The following is an 18469-nucleotide window of genomic DNA, read 5'->3' as shown; positions in this document are numbered from 1 at the left end:
GGGCGCCATTGATGGCGACCGCCCACAAAAAAGCCAGCCTCACCGGGCTGGCTTTTTACTGTAAGGCTTAGGCGAGATTACAGGCTGTTGCCGGTCGCAGGTTGAGCAGCAGGGGCTGCATCAGTTTGCGGTGCAACGGCGCTGGCGCCTTGCGGGGTCATTGGCTCTTCTTTCGGCTGTGCGTCAGAAGACTCCTGAACCGGCACTGGAGCAGGCATCACTTCGCCCTGTGGACCGTTGATCTTGGTTGGCATACCGTTACGCGCCTGGATAGCGTTGTTCACGGCATCCTGGTTGGTGCTGGCATCGGCAATCACTTTGGTCACGGCAGCGGTCAGCGTGATTGGCACCACTTCACGTGAGTTAAATTGCTCTTCGGTAGTAGAGAGTGGGTTGTGCACCTCAACATAACGAGAACCGTCTGGCTCAACGGTGGCTTTCACCGGCTGATCGATAAACTGCACGCGCGTACCCACTGGCACATTGTCGAACAGCCATTTGATATCATCAGCACGCAGACGCACACAGCCGTGGCTCACGCGCAGGCCGATACCGAAGTTGGCGTTAGTGCCATGCACGGCATAAAGACGGCCGATGTACAGCGCATACAGACCCATTGGGTTATCTGGACCCGCCGGGAACACGGCTGGAATGCTTTCGCCACGTGCAGCGTATTCTGCATGCATCGCTTTGGTCGGCGTCCAGGTTGGTCCCGCTTTCTTACGCTGAACACTGGTCGTCCAGTTGACTGGGGTGTCTTTACCCAGTTCGCCGATACCGATAGGCAGCACAACAACGGTTTTGGTGCCTTTCGGGTAGTAATAAAGACGCATTTCCGCGCTGTTGATCACGATACCTTCACGCGGCGCGTCAGGCAGAATCAGCTGCTGTGGGATCACCATTTTGGTGCCAGCTTTAGGCAGATAAACATCCACGCCCGGATTGGCTTCCAGCATATTGCTGAGGCCCATCTGATACTGTGCAGCAAAGGCTTCCAGCGGAAGACGGCTGTCATCAGGCACGGTGATTTCAAGGTTTTCGCCGATCAAACGGCTGTTAGCCGCTGGCAGCGGATAGACTACTGCAAATGCCGACTGGCTGAACGCCGCCAGTACCAGGGCGAGTGAAGCGAACGCGCGAATGCTCTTTTTCATGTTTTTCAAGTCGTTATGGCCGTGTTTCAGGCTTGTCAGTGTGTCGAATCCATCTCGGTCTTAATGACCCGGTGCGCATTATATGTGCATAGGCGCAAAGATGGGAATCATGATTTTCGTTGGCTGAAGATACTTTACCCAAATAGTGGTATTTACCAGACTATTCTCTTTGCTGTGTCGCCCAAAATGTGAATTTCTTAAGGCTGCCACAGCGTCACTTCATTGCTCAATTTACGGTTGAGGAAAAAAGCGGCACTGATCAATGCCAGATGTGACAATGCCTGCGGCATATTACCCAGTGCTTCCCCGTGCGTGGTGAATTCCTCCGCATAAAGCCCCAACGGATTGGCATAACTCAGCAGCTTTTCGAACTCAAAATGCGCCTCATGTACCCGCCCGGCACGCGCCAGACACTCGACATACCAAAACGAACAGGCAGCAAAAGAGCCTTCACCCCCGGTTAAAGCATCGGCAGGCGTCTCACTAATGTTATAGCGCCGCACTAAACCGTCGCTCACCAAATGGGTTTTAATCGCATCCAGCGTGGCGATCCAGTCGGGATCGGTGGAGCTGACAAAACGCACCAGTGGCATCAACAGCATTGATGCATCGAGGAATTTTCCCCCACGGGTGGCGGTGAAGTGTCCGAGTTCGGGATTCCAGAAGTTTTGCCAGATATCGTCGCGGATCTCGCTGCGCACCCGATCCCAACGCTCATACGGCATCGGCAGTGAGCGCTTCAGCCCGAGGCGCAGTGCGCGATCCAGCGCGACCCAACACATTAAACGCGAATGCAGGAAGTGTTCCGGCTCGCCGCGCATCTCCCAAATACCAGCATCGGGCTGATTCCAGTTCGCGCAGACATAATCGATCATGTCGGAGACATGCCGCCAGCCGCGTTGTGAAATCGCCTCACCGTATTTGTTCGCCAGATATACCGCGTCCATCAGTTCGCCGTAAATATCGAGTTGGGTTTGTCGCCACGCATCATTACCGATGCGTACCGGACGCGAATTGGCGTATCCAGAGAGATTGAGCAGTTCGGTTTCGTGCAGTTCCGTCCCGCTGTCCAGGCGATACATCACTTGTAAATGAGGTGTATCGTCATGGCTGTGCTCCACACAGCGTCCGACCCAATGGGTAAAGTCTCGCGCTTCTTCCACATAACCCAACCGCATCAGCGCGTACATGCTGAAGGAGGCATCGCGGATCCACGAGGCGCGATAATCCCAGTTGCGCTCGCCGCCCAACTCCTCCGGCAAACCAAAGGTGGCGGCAGCGGCGATAGAACCGTGCTGTTTTGAGGTCAGGAGTTTTAACGCGAGAGCAGAGCGTGTCACCCTTTCCTGCCAGCGACCGCGATAGGTGCTGTGGCTGCTCCAGTGACGCCAGTAGTTCAGGGTCTCACTGAAGCATTGTTCGGTGGCGATTTCCGCAACGAACGGATCTTCATCACTGCCAAACACGAACTCGGCAGACTCTCCCGCTTTCAGGGTAAAGGTCGCCACTGCACTGTGATTTTCTCGCGTCATCACTACCGTCGCGCTAAGACGCAAGGCGGGCTGACCTTCCGCGAGAAACGCGATGCCGCCGGGGCGTAATTCGGTGTGGGTGTCGGCACGGGCATAATCATGGCGCGGTGCGCACAGCAGATGAAAGTTGGCCGATCCGCGCACCATTTTTACCCGACGAACCAGACGTGGCACTTTATTGGGTTGATCGCAGATGGGCATGTAATCGGTGATTTCCGCCACGCCTGCATCGCCCAGCCACCGGGTTTGCAGGATGTTAGTGTCCGGCAGGTAAAGCTGCTGCTGGCGGGCATTTTTCCAGTCAGGTGCCAGCGAGAACAATCCCGCTTCGTCGCCATCGAGCAGGGCGGCAAACACTGAAGGGCTATCGAGCTCGGGCCAACAGAGATAATCGATGGTGCCGTCATTGGCGATGAGTGCACAGGTGCGTAAGTCGCCGATGACACCGTGGTCATCAATTTTGCGTTTAATGGTGCTCATGTGGCCTCCCTTGGCGGTATCTGATTGTTAACTATAGACGAAAAGCTTTTTTCAGCTGAGGCGGGGCACGGAAGGATAACTTCTATACTGTGTAGACACCCTTCACGCAGGAGAATGTTATGGCATTAGGCAAACAGAAAGTGGCGGTGGTCACCGGTGCGGATTCAGGAATTGGCCGCAGCTGCGCTGTGATGCTGGCTGAAGCGGGTTATACCCTCGGCATTACCTGGCGCTCAGATGAAGAGGGCGCGCAGGAAACGGCACGGCTGGTCGAGAGCAAAGGGCAGGTGGCGCAGGTAAGGCAACTGGATCTCTCCGATCCCCAAGAAGGCGGCAAGCAACTGACGCAGTTGATCAATTCATTGGGCCGTATTGATGTGCTGGTCAATAACGCGGGCGTGATGCTTAAAGCGGATTTCCTCGACGTCACCTTTGAAGACTGGCGTAAAACCTTCAATGTTGATGTCGATGGCTCTTTTATCTGTGGGCAAATTGCAGCGCGACATATGGTTGATCAAGGGGATGGCGGGCGCATCATCAACATCACCTCGGTGCATGAACACACCCCGCTGCCCGATGCGACAGCCTACACCGCAGCGAAACATGCGTTGGGCGGATTGACCAAATCGATGGCGCTCAGCTTGTTGCCACACCACATTCTGGTGAATGCCGTGGCGCCAGGCGCGATTGCAACGGCGATGAACAACTTGACTGACGATCAGGCTCGCAGCACGCGCATGCCGGAAATTCCGATTGGGCGTCCCGGCGATACGCGTGAAGTGGCGAGTTTAGTGGCGTGGCTCTGTTCCGAGTGGGCCACCTACACTACCGGTCAATCCTTTATCGTTGACGGCGGATTTATGCTGGCCAATCCGCAGTTTAAGGGCTATCACCATTAGCCCGCCCGGCGGTGATTCCATCGGCGAATGACATAACGCAGCACGATGCCGAACACAATCGCCGCCACCAACCACAGTAAGTGTTTGAAGTGCTGGTCAAGCTTGTGCAGCCACGGCGTGATGATCTCCCCCGCAAAGTAGCCAAGAGTCACGAAGATCAGGGACCAGATGGCCGCACCGATGACGTTGAGCACAAAAAAGCGCAATGGTTTCAGACGGCTGGTGCCGATGATGATCGGGCCGATAATGCGAAAACCGTACATAAAGCGCACGCCGATGACAAACAGGCTAGGGCGCTTTTGAATCAGGTGATTGGCCTTGCGAATGGTGTCCTGATGTTTACGAAAACGGCGCAGGATGCGCGTGCCATAACGGCGACCCAACCAGAACAGCAGTTGATCGCCAATAATCCCGCCGGCCATGGCGGCCAGTACCACCCCAGTGAAGTGCAGCAAGCCTTCATGCGCCGCCACGCCGCCCAGCAGAGTAAAGGTTTCCCCTTCTGCGATACAGCCAATCAGCAGCGCCAGATAGCCATATTGCGTAATTAATCCATTGATATCGAGATGCAAATTATCCTCCCTGTCGTGAATGAATCAGGTAACAGTTTATACGCCAGTGGCTTTTTTTGTGCCGCTGTCCGCAAAAACAGCAGCGCCGATTATACTTGAAGGGAAGCTGCCTGAGTTGGACAGTCTGATAGCTGGAGGGGCAGCCCATCGCATCAGAGGAGTGATTTTATGAATCATGTCTGGGGTCTTCTGGCGCATCCTAACCAGGAAATGCGCGATATCAAGCAAGAAAACGAGAGCGTTTCGCACCACTACACCCACCATGTTTTGATGATGGCCGCGATCCCGGTGATTTGCGCCTTTATCGGTACCACACAACTGGGCTGGAATCTGGGCGAAGGGCAATTTGTTCAACTCAATCTATTGACCGGCATCGGTCTGGGCATTCTGTTTTATCTGATTATTTTAGGTGGCGTGGCGGTAATGGGCCGCGTCATTCACTGGATGGCACGTAACTATCCGCAGCGTCCGAGCATACCGCGCTGTACCGTGTTTGCAGGCTATGTCGCAACACCGCTATTTATCAGCGGTCTGGTCGCGCTCTATCCGCTGGTGTGGCTGTGCGTATTGGCGGGAGCGGTTGCTCTGCTTTACACCGGCTATCTGCTGTATGTCGGCATTCCGGTATTCCTCAATATCGACCGGGAGGAGAGCCTGCGTTTCTCCGGTTCAACGCTGGCCATCGGTGTGCTGGTGTTTGAAGTGCTGCTGGCGTTGACGGTGGTGCTGTGGGGTTATGGACCGCGATTGTTCTGATGGGCGGTTGCCATAAATGGCAACCCAACAGATAAACCATGGAATATAAGGTCGTCATTTATGACGACCTTTTTTTAACGCCCGGAAACAATCTACCTAAGAAATTTCGTAGGGAAGTGGGTATGATGCTGCTGCCAGCCCGCATCCCGTCTGGTTTGATGCGTGCGGCCTGTGTCTCAAACACAGCGCAAAACTCCTTATCGGATTTTCCTGACACGATGTCTGTAAAAATGCGTATTTCCTTGCTGTCGCTGGCGCTGTTTGTCGCCGCGCCCGCAGCTGTAACACCTGCACTGGCCGCGCCTGCTGCGCTATCTAATCTGGCGCCGATTGCGCAACCGCAAATCGCCTCCGGCAGTGCGATGATTGTCGATCTTGAAACCAACAAGGTGCTGTTCTCCAGCCACCCCGATCGTGTGCGTCCGATTGCATCGCTCACCAAGCTGATGACCGCGATGGTGGTGTTGGATGCTAAGCTGCCGATGGATGAAATGCTTTCCGTCGATATCAGCCATACGCCCGAGATGCGCGGTGTGTTTTCACGCGTCAAACTGAACAGTGAAATCAGCCGTCGCAATATGCTGCTGCTGGCGTTGATGTCGTCTGAAAACCGGGCTGCCGCTAGCCTGGCGCATCATTATCCAGGTGGTTATGATGCCTTTATCCGCGCCATGAATGCCAAAGCGCGCGCGCTGGGTATGACGCACACGCATTATGTTGAACCGACCGGTTTGTCGATTCACAACGTCTCGAACGCGGAAGACCTGATCAAGCTGGCCAAAGCCACGCGTCAATATCCGTTGATTGGTGAATTGAGTACCACCAAAGAAGACACCGCCATATTTAAGCATCCGAACTATGCCCTGCCGTTCCGCAACACCAACCATCTGGTGTACAAAAATGACTGGCGTATTGCATTGACCAAAACCGGTTACACCGATGAAGCGGGTCACTGTCTGGTGATGCGCACGGTGATTAATAACCGTCCGGTCGCGCTGGTGGTACTGGATGCCTTTGGTAAGTACACCCACTTTGCTGATGCCAACCGTCTGCGTGACTGGCTGGAAACCGGCAAAGCCGCGCCGGTGCCAGCCGCTGCGTTGGCGTACAAGAAACAGAAATCGTCGCAAACGGCCAGCACTGCTGACGTGGAGTAAAGCGTCTGGTTTGGTCGCCTTCAATGGCGACCTTTTAAAAATGAAAATCCCTTATCGTCAGCACCAATGTTTTACCGCTTCATTCCTATAGTTTCCGTTTCGGCTACGCTCTACACTGGCCGCCATTCATTATTAACTGGTATTTATCGGCTGTTATTGCGCTGGAATCTCACTCATATGTTTAAGCTTCGTTCGCTCTTTACCCCAATTTTACTGCTGCTGGTGCTGTTGAGCCCGGCGATCGGCTATGCGGATGACAATGCGGCCGCAGCGGCGCAGCAAGAGGACGCCGCGCCGAAGGTGAATCCTTCCGTTGAACTGCCGAAAATGCAGAAAATCCTCGATAAAATTAAAGGCCAGGTGTCCGGTGATACTAACGAAAACCAGCTCAACCAGCTCAATGAGATGGCGCTGGAGCTTTCGGGTAATGCAGACACCCTCGGTCAGGCTTTGATCCCGCAACGTCAGCAGCTGGATGCACAGTTGGCGGTACTGGGGCCCGCCCCGAAAGCGGACAGCGGCGTGAAAGAGACGCCCGAAGTGACGCGCAAACGCTCCTCGCTGGAAAGCCAGAAAAGCAAACTGGACGATCAGATCAAACAGGCCGAAGGGATTAAGAACGGTGCGCTGGTGCTCTCATCGCAGATCGTTAACCTGCGTCGCGATCAGTTGAAAAGCCAGTTAGCCTTAAATTCCGGCAGTATTCTGGGGCCGAAATTCTGGTCACCGCTGGTGAGCCGTCAGGATCTCGACGGCGAGAAAATCAGTGATTTTATCGCGGAACTGCAGGACACCGCAGCGCTCTCCTGGGAGCCAGGCTGGCGTTTTGGCACCATTGGCTGGTTGATTGCGGCGATGCTGGTGATGACGCTGGGCCGTCGCTACAGCGAAGAGTTTCTGGCGTGGGTCAGCATCCATAAAATGCCGGAAGGGCGCTTGCGTCGCAGTTTCCTGGCGGCAGCCATTGCGCTCACCACCCTGGCGGCCGTGGTGCTGACGTTCAACTTTATTGCGCTGGCATTTACCCGCCGCGATGAAGTCTCTACCGATGTGCAGGATTTTGTTGAGCGTCTGGTCCAGCTCAGCGTCTATTGCGGACTGATTGCCGGTTTAGGCCGTGCGTTCCTGTCAACGCGCCGTCCAAGCTGGCGTTTGCCGAGCATCTCCAATGAAGTGGCGCAGGCTTTAAAGCCGTTCCCACCGATTACCGCTGCGCTGGTGTTTGTCTTCCAGACCGCTGAATCTTTCAACTACAGCGTTGGCACCAGCCTGAATACCACTATTTTCGCCAACGGACTGACTGCACTATTGATCGGTAGTACGGGACTGGCGATCAGCATGCGTACCAACCGCGTGCGTCGTCGCATGGTGCAAGAGGGCAATGCCCCCGAGGCTCGCCCGACCATTGTGGGTTTAGTGCAGCTGGCGCTGACCATTACGGCACTGGCGATTCTGATTTCACTGATCATCGGTTACGTAACGCTGGCTCGCTTCCTGAGTTATGAAGTGATTTGGTGTGGCATTTTGTTCGGCTCATTCTACTTCCTCAGCCACTTGGTGAATGATGGGTGCGAGAGTCTGTTTTCCACCAATAATGCCACGGGCAAACGTCTGCAGGGCTCGTTGAATATCGACGAGCGACACTTGCAGCAGGCCGCTACGCTGCTGGCGGCAGTCGGCAAAACGGTGCTGATTGGCTTTGTCGCGCTGGCGTTGCTCAATGGCACCTTTGCTTCTTCCACCCCGATTGAGCTTATCCAGAAGGTGATTGAATTCTGGGGAGGCAAAGGGCTGGAGTCGCTGAACATTGTGCCGGCGCACATGGTCAATGCGATCCTCTGCCTGGTGGTGGGCATCTACGTGCTGCGCTCAGTACGCCGTTGGCTGGATAAAGATTTCCTGCCAAAAACCACCATGGATGTGGGCATGCGCGTGTCGCTGGTGACGCTGTTCAGCAATATCGGGTATGTGCTGATCATCTTGCTGACGCTGTCGATCATGGGCCTGCAGTGGAACAAGCTGGCGTGGATCGTCAGTGCCTTGTCAGTCGGTATCGGTTTCGGCTTGCAGGAGATCGTGAAGAACTTTATCTCCGGTCTGATTTTGCTGACCGAACGCCCAGTTAAAGTGGGCGATTTGGTGACAATCAGCGGCATCGAAGGGGATATCCGTCGTATTAATGTGCGTGCCACCGAGATTCAGCTCAGCGATAAATCCACGGTGATTGTGCCGAACTCGCAATTTATCTCACAGAACGTGCGCAACGCCACCATGGGGAACGCCCAGGGCGTGGTGACCATTTTGCTGACGTTCCCGTTGGATATCGATCCGGTGCGGGTGCGTGAAATCCTGCTTGAGGTTTATCAGGAGAATGAGCGTATTCTGGAGACGCCTGAGCCGTCAGTCTCGTTTAAAGACCTGACCTCCGCCGGAATTGTATTGAGCGTGACCGGGAATGTGGCAGGACAGCGCCAGATTTCCAGCGCCAAAAGCGATTTGCTGTTCGATATTCTGACGCGTCTGCGCAAAGAGGGTATTGTGCTCTCTACACCGCAAACGATGATTATCGAACGCCGTGCGCTGCCTGCTTCGGTGCAGGATGACGGTGAGCAACTGCCTTAACAGCATAGACAGCCTGAAGGCCGCCCCACGACGATGGGTGTAGGATGCGGCCCTTGGGCCGGCAGAATATTTTGTAAGGTGCGCATTGATGCGCACCTGGATTTATCAGACCTTCACCGCCCATCCTTTCTGCTTACTGGTTTTGCCAATCCCCGGATTAAAGGAATTGGTCGGGTCTAATTGACGGTAAAACGCCTGCAGCTGCGGTTTAGCCTGATACAGATGACCGACATTATGCTCGGCCGGATACTCCGCACCGCGTTCGCTGAGGATTGCCAGCATCTTCTCTTTTAATGCGTGGGCATCAACGCCTTTCTTCACGATGTAATCCTGATGGAACACATGGCAGAAGAAGTGGCCGTAATAGAGGCGATGACTGAGGTCATGATCAAACTCTGGCGGTAAACGCTCAAACCAGTCGTTGTCATTGCGGCGTAGCGCGATATCCAGCGCCAGAATATCTTCCACTTCATTGGCATGTACGGCGTGATAACGCACGGCGGCACCGGCTGCGGCAAAACGATGCAGGAAGGCATGTGCACCCTCTTTGGCATCGCAGGCAAAAAACTCGCCACCGCCTTCGCGGAAGTATTCGTGCAGATACTCTTGTGCTTCGGCCACCCCTTCACCGGACATTTTCAGCATCAGATGATGCTCAAACTTATCACGATACTGTTTCATGCGTTTTGGCAGGTGCGCAGGCAACCAGCCGCTAATGCGTTGAAGCAGGCGATCGGTGAGATGGGGTTTGACGAAGCTCAGTTTAGCCAGCCAGGCGTCGACACGGCCTTTTAAGGTGAAGAACAGCGGCATTTTATCGGTGCCGAGTTTGTCGATCATCACGAAAGTATCTTTGCCGTACACCTCGGCGATATCAAAAATATCGCGGTGCATATATTCGCCCGCGACCGGTAAATTGTTAAATTCTGCCAAAATATGACGGCGCAGATCGCCCAGCACTGCCGGATCGTTAGTGCCAATGTAAAACACCTGCTGCTTGGGTTCGGTGGGGAAGGTGTCGAGACGCACGGCGAACACCGCCAGTTTGCCCGCGCAGCCAGACGCTTCAAACAGGCGGCGTTCGTCGGCGTTAAAACGGGCTGGCGTATCCGCATGGATATCGCGCACTCGCTTTGCATACTCATGGTCCGAAGCATGACGTTCATCCCAGCGCACATCGCTCTGCTGCCAACGGTCGTCATCAAGACGGCCGAGTATCTCTTCCGGCGAGTGGCCGAGATCCATCCCCAGATGGTTCACCAGCTTCAGTTTGCCGTCGGCGTCAATCTGCGCGTAGAGCGCCATTTCACTGTAAGCCGGACCGCGTTTGATCAGCGACCCGCCTGAATTATTGCAAATTCCGCCCATCACCGATGCGCCGATACAGGATGACCCGATCACCGAGTGTGGCTCGCGCCCCAGCGGTTTTAACGCTTTTTCCAGTTGATACAGGGTACTGCCCGGGAAGGCGAGGATCTGGTTGCCGCCATCAATCAGCTGCAATTTGTCGAGACGCAGCGTGCTGATGATTACCACCGGACGATCGTAATCGTTGCCGTTGGGGGTGGAACCTTCCGTCAAACCGGTGTTGGCCGCCTGCATCAGGATCACCGCATCGGCCTGCACCAGTGCCTGCAGCACACGCCACAGTTCCAGCAGTGTACCTGGAAACACTACCGCCAGCGCATCGCCCTCGCCTGAACGAAAGCCTTTACGGTAGCGCGCGGTCTGTTCCGCTTCGGTTAACAGGTGCGAAGGTCCGACCAGGCGGCGCAGCTCAGCAAGCAGTGTAGGGTGTGAGGTGTTGTTATTCATGAACCTGTCCTTGTCGTTAACGTTGCGTTTCTACTGTAGCATGCGCCAACCGCATGGTCGCGGTGTGACATCGGTTGCTACCTGCTATCCTCATCTTGTGGCACACTGCCTACCCTTCATACTTCAAGTTGCAGGTGCGTTGGCTACGTGCATTCACCTCAGTCACTTACTTCAGTAAGCTCCTGAGGATTCATGCACTTGCCGCCTTCCTGCAACTCGAATTATTTTGGGTATACCCCTTCAAACTTCAAATTGCAGGTGCGTTGGCTACGTGCATTCACCTCAGTCACTTACTTGTGTAAGCTCTTGAGGATTCATGCACTTGCCGCCTTCCTGAAACTCGAATTATTTTGGGTATATTACGTAGTTACTTAAGAGAACCCGACCTGATGAAATGGATTTACTCTGTTAGCCTCGCTGTTTCCCTTGCCATGCAACCTGCCTTCGCAGATGAGCTGTTTGGCCCCCATCCAATGACTGAACAAGCGCGTGACACCTTTGTGAATCAGCTGCTCAGCAAAATGACCCTTGATGAAAAAATTGGGCAAATGCGCCTGATCAGTGTGGGACCGGATACGCCCAAAGAGGCGGTTCGCGACATGATTCAGCACGGCCAGGTCGGTGCCATTTTTAATACCGTCACGCGGCCCGATATCCGTGTGATGCAGGACCAGGTGATGCAACTCAGCCGCCTGAAAATTCCCCTGTTCTTCGCCTACGATGTGGTGCACGGGCAACGCACTATTTTCCCGATTCCGCTCGGCCTGGCGGCCAGCTGGGATCTGGATGCGATTGGCGAAGTCGGCCGTATCTCAGCCTATGAGGCCGCCGACGATGGCCTGAACATGACGTGGGCACCGATGGTGGATGTGTCGCGCGAGCCACGCTGGGGCCGTGTGTCCGAAGGTTTTGGTGAAGACACCTTCCTGAGCGCGCAGATGGGCAGCGCCATGGTGAAAGCGATGCAGGGTAAAAGCGCCGCCGACCGTTATTCGATCATGACCAGCGTCAAGCACTTTGCGGCCTATGGTGCGGTAGAGGGCGGTCGTGATTACAACACCGTGGACATGAGCCCACAGCGCTTATTCCAGGACTATCTGCCACCGTACAAAGCGTCACTGGATGCCGGTAGCGGCGGGGTAATGGTGGCGCTCAACTCACTGAACGGGACACCTGCAACGGCGGATAGCTGGTTGCTGAAAGACCTGCTGCGCGGGGAATGGAAGTTCAAGGGCATTACCATTAGTGACCACGGCGCCATCAAAGAACTACTGAAACACGGTGTGGCCAGCGACCCACAGGACGCGGTGCGTATTGCGCTGAAATCCGGTATCGATATGAGCATGAGCGACGAGTACTACAGCAAATATCTGCCTGGCCTGGTGAAAAGCGGTGCCGTGAGTATGGCGGAGATTGATGATGCTGCGCGTCACGTGCTGAACGTCAAATACGACATGGGACTGTTTAACGATCCTTACAGTCATTTAGGCCCGAAAGGCAGCGATCCGCAGGACACCAACGCCGAGAGCCGACTGCATCGTGCTGAAGCGCGTGACGTGGCGCGTAAAAGTATCGTGCTGCTGAAAAACTGGCATGAAACGCTGCCACTGAAGAAAGGCGCAACCGTGGCGCTGGTCGGCCCGTTAGCGGATAGCCAGCGCGACATTATGGGCAGCTGGTCAGCGGCGGGTGTGGCCAAACAGTCCATCCCTCTGTTGCAAGGCATGAAGAATGCGATGGCAGGCAAAGGCACCTTACTGTATGCCAAGGGTGCCAACATCACCGACAACAAAGGCATTCAGGATTTCCTCAACCTGTATGAGCAGGCGGTCAGCGTCGACAAACGTTCGCCGCAGGAATTGATTGATGAAGCCGTTGCTCAGGCGAAGAAAGCCGATGTGGTGGTGGCCGCCGTTGGTGAAGCGCAGGGTATGGCCCATGAAGCCTCCAGCCGCAGCGATTTGGTCATCCCGCCAAGCCAGCAAAAGCTGCTGGCGGCGCTGAAAGCCACCGGCAAGCCGTTGGTGATTGTGCTGATGAATGGCCGTCCATTGACGGTGGTGAATGAAGATCGTATCGCGGATGCGATGGTCGAAACCTGGTTTAGCGGTACCGAAGGCGGCAATGCCATTGCTGACGTGCTGTTTGGCGACTATAACCCATCGGGCAAGCTGCCGATGTCCTTCCCGCGTTCAGTGGGCCAGTTGCCGATTTACTACAACCACTTGCCAACCGGTCGCCCGTATAATTTCGCCAAGCCTAACAAGTACACATCGCACTATTACGACGCGGTGAACGGTCCGCTTTATCCGTTCGGTTACGGTTTGAGCTACACCACCTTTACGGTGTCGCCTGTGAAGATGTCCGCCAAAACCATGCCGCGTAACGGCACGGTAGAAGCCAGCGTCACGGTGACCAACACCGGCAAGCGTGATGGCGCGACGGTGGTGCAGATGTATCTTAACGATCCGGTTGCCAGCATTAGTCGTCCGGTGCAGGAGCTGCGTGGCTTCAAGCGCATTATGCTGAAAGCGGGCGAATCGCAGACCGTGAGCTTTAAGATTGATGTGGATGCATTGAAATTCTGGAACCAGAAAATGCAGCACGTCGCCGAACCGGGCAAATTCAACGTGATGATTGGCCTGGATTCCGTGCGGACTGAAGATGGGCAATTTGATTATTTATAATCATTAACAGTTTGCACCTCCTGTAGCGGCGCGATTTATCGCGCGATGAATCGCGCCGCTACACATCGCAGTATATGATATACCTCAGCCATTCCTGCCAACGGGCACAACCACCAATCACCATGAACCTGCGCAAACGCATCGAACAGCAAGTCTTTCGCCTTAACGGTCTGTCACTTAACGAATTTGATATCTCGCAACCGCCTGGCGATCCTGGCTTGTTTGGGCCGGATCATGTTATCTGGCGCGTACACGGCGACTTTCCCTCGATGTTGTGTGGCGGTATCAGCGCGTTGATGCTGCAAATGCTGCATCCGGCCGCGCTGGCAGGGGTGTGGGATCACTCTAACTTCCGCCAGGACATGCTGGGACGCCTGCGTCGCACCAGCCAGTTTATTGCCGTGACCACCTTCGGCAATACGGTGGATGCCAACATCCTGATTGAACGCGTCAAACGTATTCATCTGCGGGTGACCGGCATTGATAATGCGGGCCAACCCTATGCCGCCAGCGATCCGCATCTGCTCACCTGGGTACACGTGGCGGAAACCAGCCGCTTCCTCGCGGCGCATCTGCGTTACAAAAATCCGCATCTCAGTCACGCCGATCAGAATCGTTACTACCAGGAAGCCGCACTGATTGCGGAGGCGCTCGGGGCGCAACAGGTGCCAAAAAGTGTTAAGGCGGTGGAGGATTATCTGCAGGCGATGCGTCCAGAACTGATCTGTGATGAACGCACGCGAGAAGTGATGCAACTGCTGATCAACGCTCCTGCACCTTCGTGGCAGGCGAAACCGGCTATGGAAGTGATGTTAAAAGCGGGTATGGGGCTATTACCGGACTGGGCGCAACAGCAGATTCAGCATCCGATTGGCCGCTTCACCCAGTGGCGGGTAGATAAAGAGATTGCCGTGATTGCCGGACTGCTGCGTTGGTCAATTCAGCGCGGTGCTTACGCCCGTGCGATGCAACGCATGGGGTGCTGAGGGTTACAGGTGAAGCTCATCCTGCTTTTTGGTGTAGGTACGCGGGGTGCGGGCTTCGCGTTTTAAGGTGAGTTGGCGCTGCTGATAATGATGCAACAACATGCCCAGTCCCAATCCTATCAGTGCCAGCGGCAGCAAACTGTAATAGATATCAATCGGTAACAACACCAGCAGTGCGACGCCACCCAGCAAAATGGTCAACGCCGACATCACCCACGTGTAGCGAATAAACAACCACACCAAAATCGCGAATATGACGACGTCACGCAGATTCAAATCGAGATTTTGCAGTACCATATCGGCCATTCCACAAGGGGTAATGCGCAGACAATAGCATGCGAGACGGCAAAAGAATCACGAATTAATGTGATGTCTGAAAGTGCACCCTGCTGCCATTCATTAGCATCTCTCAAGATTCCTGTTAGCACTTTGAGAGTTTTACCCTTGTGTCACGTGGTGCGAGTGTCGATCCTGCTCTATTCTCAGGGAAAATGGATCCCTCAAGGCTTTGTCGAGGCGTTATGACACACCAACCTCTGATTGCTGAGGTGCCTAATCAGCAAAATACACTTACTGCCATCGTCGAACAGGATGCGCGTACCGCCTATTTCTATATCTGGCCGAACGATCTGTTTCGCAGCCAGTATGCCGTGCGCGGTTGCTGGCTGCGCAACCTGTTGCCCGCCCCGGCGCGCGAAGATCGTGAAGCGATGGAGCAGGGCATTGCACCGCTGCTCAGCGCGGAATTTTGCCGTACGCTGGAAGCGGAGCCAATGCTCGATCCTGCTGGTTTACAAATTCTGTGGGAGCCGAGCGATGACGGGGCCGCGCTCTGGTATTACGGCCAGTTGCTGGCGGTGATCCCCGGCTGGAGCCTCTATCAGGACAAGCAGGTCAGCTTCTCTGCTGGCTGCATCAAAGAGAATCGCCTTACCGCACCCCTCGGCTCTGCTTCCACCAATGATTACTATGCGCGCGCCGAGCAACAGCGCCATTTCTGGCGCGACTGGCATGATGGCCAGCTGTGGGACAGCGTGCAGCGCGATGTGATGCAGTGCTATCAGGCGCAGTTTGGCGAGTCGGTGAAGTATTACGCCATCGACCAGGGCAACTGGCCGCCGATGGCGATTTCTCAGCACTGGCACAATGGCGTTTGGTATTTTCTCACCCTTGGTATGGCGATCCGTCCGATGCCGCAAGTGGATTATCTGTTTGATGAGCTGGCACCGCAGTATCGCCGCGTGGAATTAGCGATGGCAGTGGATGGCGAAGTGATGACGGAAGCCAATGCGGTACAGATGGCGAGTGCGCTGGCAGAGTTCGCCCACCTACCATGGGCGCGCCTGACGTGGATTGGCGAAGGGCATACGCTGGCATCCGAAGTGGCGCCAGTAGGCTTTGAGAGTTTCCTGCTGGCGAATGACCTGGCACCGGAAGCGGCACAATTCCGTTTGCCAAAGCGCGATGGCGATCGCCCCAATTTGCTATGGGCCACGCCGATCACTGAAGCGGAACGCCAGTTCGCCCAGTCTGATGAACGCGGCGGCCAGCTGCTGTTGCAGCGTTTACAGGCTGACGGGAATAATCACGTGTTCCGACCGCGTCAGGAAGTGGTGGATTCCCCATCTTCTCAATGAAGTCTATTTGAACTTTGTAGGGGCGTGCCTTGGCACGCCCTCTGTCGGCACGGGCGGCCTACAATTGGAAGCGACACAAATTCCTCATTCCACCGACTAAGCGCAGCGTTAGTCACCACCCTAATGATCACCTAAATCAACTATTTGCATTTTTGTGATCTGCCTCACCTCAAGTTCCGCTTTAACACGCCGTTAACCTCGATCAGGCAACTCGCCAACCAGGGTAAGGGCACATCAATGTTAAAAACTACACAATCTCGTTTTACCGCGACGTTGGTCGCATTTTTCGTGGTCCTGATGCTGGTTACCGTGGTGGTGATCAATCAGTTTATTGCTCCGCAACTGAGTCAAAACGAAAGCCGTTTGGTCCGCTATGAAGTTGATGGTCTGGCCGGGCGCATCGTTGAACAGATGAACCGTGTGCAGGCACAACAGCGCGCGATCACGGAGGCGGCTGGCGTGATGGACAGCGCCGCCATCGACACCTTACTGCCTGCGTTGGTGAACCAATACCAGGACAGCAACGTTTTTGGTGGCGGTATCTGGCCACTGCCTAATCGTCGCGATCCCGCGAAAGAGAAGGACAGTTCATTCTTTGCGCGCAATGCCAGCAATCAGTTGCAGGTCAACACATACTGGAACTCTGATGCGGCGGATAAATACTGGGAACAACCCTGGTACAAAGACGGTATGGCGGCAGCAAAAGGGCAGTGTGCCTGGGCGAAAGCCTACCAGGATGCTGCCAGCCCGCAGCCACGCACCAACTGCGCCATGGCGATTTATCGTGATGGCACGGTGTGGGGAGTGGCGACTATCGACGTCACACTCGGCTTCTTTAACCAGCTGGCAAAACAGATGGGTGATGCGATTAAGGGACGTGTGCTGATCGTGGAAGCCGATGGCAAAGTGGTGGGTAACGCCGCGCTGCTGGACGGCACGCCGAAGCTGGAAAACCTGTCCGATACCCAGTTGCCAATGGCGTCTGCGTTGAAAGGTTTACTGGCGCAGGCGGGAACGCAGCCAACCCAAACGACTTTCAAAGGTGAGGATGGCGAACACACCTTGTTCCTGCAGGCGATTGCGGGCAGTCCGTGGTATCTCGCCAGCGATGTGCCTTCCAGCCTGCTGGACGCGCAAACACACAGCATGCTGACGCGGCTTGGCCTGGTGCAGATCCCTCTGGCAGTTATTCTGCTGCTGGTTCTGCTCGGTTTCGTGCGCGCGATGATGAAACGCCTGAGTCTGTTGCATCGCAACATTGAAGCGCTTTCAACGGGCGGTGCCGATCTCACCCAGCGCTTACCTGCCAGCAATAGCCCGGAATTCAATGCGGTGGCGGAGAGTTTTAACCAGTTCATTGCGTATCTGCAGGGATTGATGCGTCAGGTTGGCGACAGTGCTTTAGCCATCACCGCTGCCTCGCGTGAAATCGCCAGCGGTAATGCGGATTTGTCTGCACGCACCGAATCGCAGGCCAGCTCGATAGTGCAAACGGCAGCTTCGATGGAGGAGTTGACCGGGACCGTGCGTCAGAACGCCGATAACGCCACGCATGCTAATCAGCTGGCAGACGGTGCCTCGCAGGTGGCCGCGCGTGGTACCGACGTGGTGCGCCAGGTGGTCAGCACCATGGGCGCGATCAACCACTCATCACGCAAGGTGGTGGATATCATCAGTGTGATTGACAGCATTGCCTTCCAGACCAATATCCTCGCACTGAATGCTGCAGTTGAAGCGGCGCGCGCGGGTGAGCAGGGGCGTGGCTTTGCTGTGGTGGCATCGGAAGTGCGTAATCTGGCCCAGCGTTCGGCGAACTCCGCGCGCGAGATTAAGAAGCTGATTGAGGAGTCGGTGGCCAACATCGATACCGGTAGCCAGCTGGTTGAGCAGGCCGGACAGACCATGGATGAGCTGATGCAAGGCGTTAGCAGTGTGACAACGCTGATGAGCGAAATCATGTCTGCCAGCCGCGAACAGAGCATGGGGATCGAGCAGGTTAACGTGGCGATCACGCAACTGGATGGCAGCACGCAGCAGAACGCCGCGCTGGTGGAGCAGGTCTCCGCTGCGGCCCATGCGATGGAAGAGCAGAGCGTGCAGCTGGAGTTGGTGGTGCAGAGCTTTAAGCTGTAAGGGGGGCGGGGCGATGTTAATCATCGCCCCGTGCCAATA

The 18469-nt window shown here is 55.3% G+C and carries 13 protein-coding genes; 8 read left to right on the top strand and 5 right to left on the bottom strand.

The window, feature by feature from the left end; translation table 11 throughout:
- Window positions 1-77 precede the first annotated feature (77 nt).
- A complete protein-coding gene (locus tag LK04_RS12760; RefSeq protein ID WP_039336569.1) occupies window positions 78-1154 on the bottom strand; it encodes a L,D-transpeptidase family protein in 1077 nt (358 codons plus the stop codon).
- A gap of 197 nt (window positions 1155-1351) precedes the next feature.
- A complete protein-coding gene (locus tag LK04_RS12755; protein WP_039336567.1) occupies window positions 1352-3166 on the bottom strand; it encodes a glycoside hydrolase family 15 protein in 1815 nt (604 codons plus the stop codon).
- A gap of 119 nt (window positions 3167-3285) precedes the next feature.
- On the opposite strand from LK04_RS12755, the gene LK04_RS12750 reads away from it, so the two are divergent.
- Window positions 3286-4065, top strand: coding sequence for an SDR family oxidoreductase (locus tag LK04_RS12750; protein WP_058969813.1), 780 nt, complete (start codon window positions 3286-3288; stop codon window positions 4063-4065).
- Here the strand turns inward: LK04_RS12750 and LK04_RS12745 are convergent.
- Complete coding sequence (locus LK04_RS12745; protein WP_039335591.1) at window positions 4062-4637, bottom strand: DedA family protein; 576 nt, start codon at window positions 4635-4637, stop codon at window positions 4062-4064. The genes LK04_RS12750 and LK04_RS12745 overlap by 4 nt on opposite strands.
- 168 nt (window positions 4638-4805) lie before the next feature.
- Between LK04_RS12745 and LK04_RS12740 the strand changes: the two genes are divergently transcribed.
- From LK04_RS12740 to LK04_RS12730, 3 genes are all read left to right on the top strand, one after another.
- Complete coding sequence (locus LK04_RS12740; protein WP_039335593.1) at window positions 4806-5393, top strand: Yip1 family protein; 588 nt, start codon at window positions 4806-4808, stop codon at window positions 5391-5393.
- Window positions 5394-5611: 218 nt separating this feature from the next.
- On the top strand, window positions 5612-6550 hold the full coding sequence (gene pbpG / locus LK04_RS12735) for a D-alanyl-D-alanine endopeptidase (RefSeq protein WP_039335600.1): 939 nt from the start codon (window positions 5612-5614) through the stop codon (window positions 6548-6550).
- A gap of 177 nt (window positions 6551-6727) precedes the next feature.
- Window positions 6728-9172 (top strand): DUF3772 domain-containing protein, encoded by a 2445-nt coding sequence (locus LK04_RS12730; RefSeq protein WP_039335595.1) that lies wholly within the window; start codon window positions 6728-6730, stop codon window positions 9170-9172.
- A 105-nt stretch (window positions 9173-9277) separates the two neighbouring features.
- On the opposite strand, the gene dld is transcribed toward LK04_RS12730, so the two are convergent.
- Window positions 9278-10987: a D-lactate dehydrogenase gene (dld, locus tag LK04_RS12725; protein ID WP_059109807.1), complete on the bottom strand. Its 1710-nt coding sequence runs from the start codon at window positions 10985-10987 to the stop codon at window positions 9278-9280.
- A gap of 389 nt (window positions 10988-11376) precedes the next feature.
- Between dld and bglX the strand changes: the two genes are divergently transcribed.
- Window positions 11377-13674, top strand: a complete 2298-nt coding sequence (gene bglX / locus LK04_RS12720) for a beta-glucosidase BglX (protein ID WP_039331053.1) — start codon at window positions 11377-11379, stop codon at window positions 13672-13674.
- A 122-nt stretch (window positions 13675-13796) separates the two neighbouring features.
- Window positions 13797-14660 carry an oxygenase MpaB family protein gene (locus LK04_RS12715; protein WP_039331051.1) on the top strand — a complete coding sequence of 288 codons (864 nt, stop codon included), beginning with the start codon at window positions 13797-13799 and terminating at the stop codon, window positions 14658-14660.
- Window positions 14661-14663: 3 nt separating this feature from the next.
- Here the strand turns inward: LK04_RS12715 and LK04_RS12710 are convergent, their stop codons facing one another.
- On the bottom strand, window positions 14664-14957 hold the full coding sequence (locus tag LK04_RS12710; protein WP_039331049.1) for a hypothetical protein: 294 nt from the start codon (window positions 14955-14957) through the stop codon (window positions 14664-14666).
- A 224-nt stretch (window positions 14958-15181) separates the two neighbouring features.
- On the opposite strand from LK04_RS12710, the gene LK04_RS12705 reads away from it, so the two are divergent.
- A complete protein-coding gene (locus tag LK04_RS12705; protein WP_039331047.1) occupies window positions 15182-16297 on the top strand; it encodes a suppressor of fused domain protein in 1116 nt (371 codons plus the stop codon).
- A 237-nt stretch (window positions 16298-16534) separates the two neighbouring features.
- A complete protein-coding gene (locus LK04_RS12700) occupies window positions 16535-18430 on the top strand; it encodes a methyl-accepting chemotaxis protein (protein ID WP_039331045.1) in 1896 nt (631 codons plus the stop codon).
- Window positions 18431-18469 lie beyond the last annotated feature (39 nt).

The sequence above is a fragment of the Pantoea vagans genome (genome assembly GCF_001506165.1).
In the GTDB taxonomy this organism is placed as follows: domain Bacteria; phylum Pseudomonadota; class Gammaproteobacteria; order Enterobacterales; family Enterobacteriaceae; genus Pantoea; species Pantoea vagans_C.
Note: the sequence above shows the minus strand (reverse complement) of the source record. Positions and strands in the feature narration are given on the sequence as shown.

Bases quoted from the DNA above. Each gene is read 5' to 3' on its own strand.
- bglX (WP_039331053.1), top strand. From the start codon at position 11,377: ATGAAATGGATTTACTCTGTTAGCCTCGCTGTTTCCCTTGCCATGCAA.
- LK04_RS12740 (WP_039335593.1), top strand. From the start codon at position 4,806: ATGAATCATGTCTGGGGTCTTCTGGCGCATCCTAACCAGGAAATGCGC.
- LK04_RS12750 (WP_058969813.1), top strand. From the start codon at position 3,286: ATGGCATTAGGCAAACAGAAAGTGGCGGTGGTCACCGGTGCGGATTCA.
- LK04_RS12700 (WP_039331045.1), top strand. From the start codon at position 16,535: ATGTTAAAAACTACACAATCTCGTTTTACCGCGACGTTGGTCGCATTT.
- LK04_RS12760 (WP_039336569.1), bottom strand. From the start codon at position 1,154: ATGAAAAAGAGCATTCGCGCGTTCGCTTCACTCGCCCTGGTACTGGCG.
- LK04_RS12710 (WP_039331049.1), bottom strand. From the start codon at position 14,957: ATGGTACTGCAAAATCTCGATTTGAATCTGCGTGACGTCGTCATATTC.
- pbpG (WP_039335600.1), top strand. From the start codon at position 5,612: ATGTCTGTAAAAATGCGTATTTCCTTGCTGTCGCTGGCGCTGTTTGTC.
- LK04_RS12755 (WP_039336567.1), bottom strand. From the start codon at position 3,166: ATGAGCACCATTAAACGCAAAATTGATGACCACGGTGTCATCGGCGAC.
- LK04_RS12705 (WP_039331047.1), top strand. From the start codon at position 15,182: ATGACACACCAACCTCTGATTGCTGAGGTGCCTAATCAGCAAAATACA.
- LK04_RS12715 (WP_039331051.1), top strand. From the start codon at position 13,797: ATGAACCTGCGCAAACGCATCGAACAGCAAGTCTTTCGCCTTAACGGT.
- LK04_RS12730 (WP_039335595.1), top strand. From the start codon at position 6,728: ATGTTTAAGCTTCGTTCGCTCTTTACCCCAATTTTACTGCTGCTGGTG.
- dld (WP_059109807.1), bottom strand. From the start codon at position 10,987: ATGAATAACAACACCTCACACCCTACACTGCTTGCTGAGCTGCGCCGC.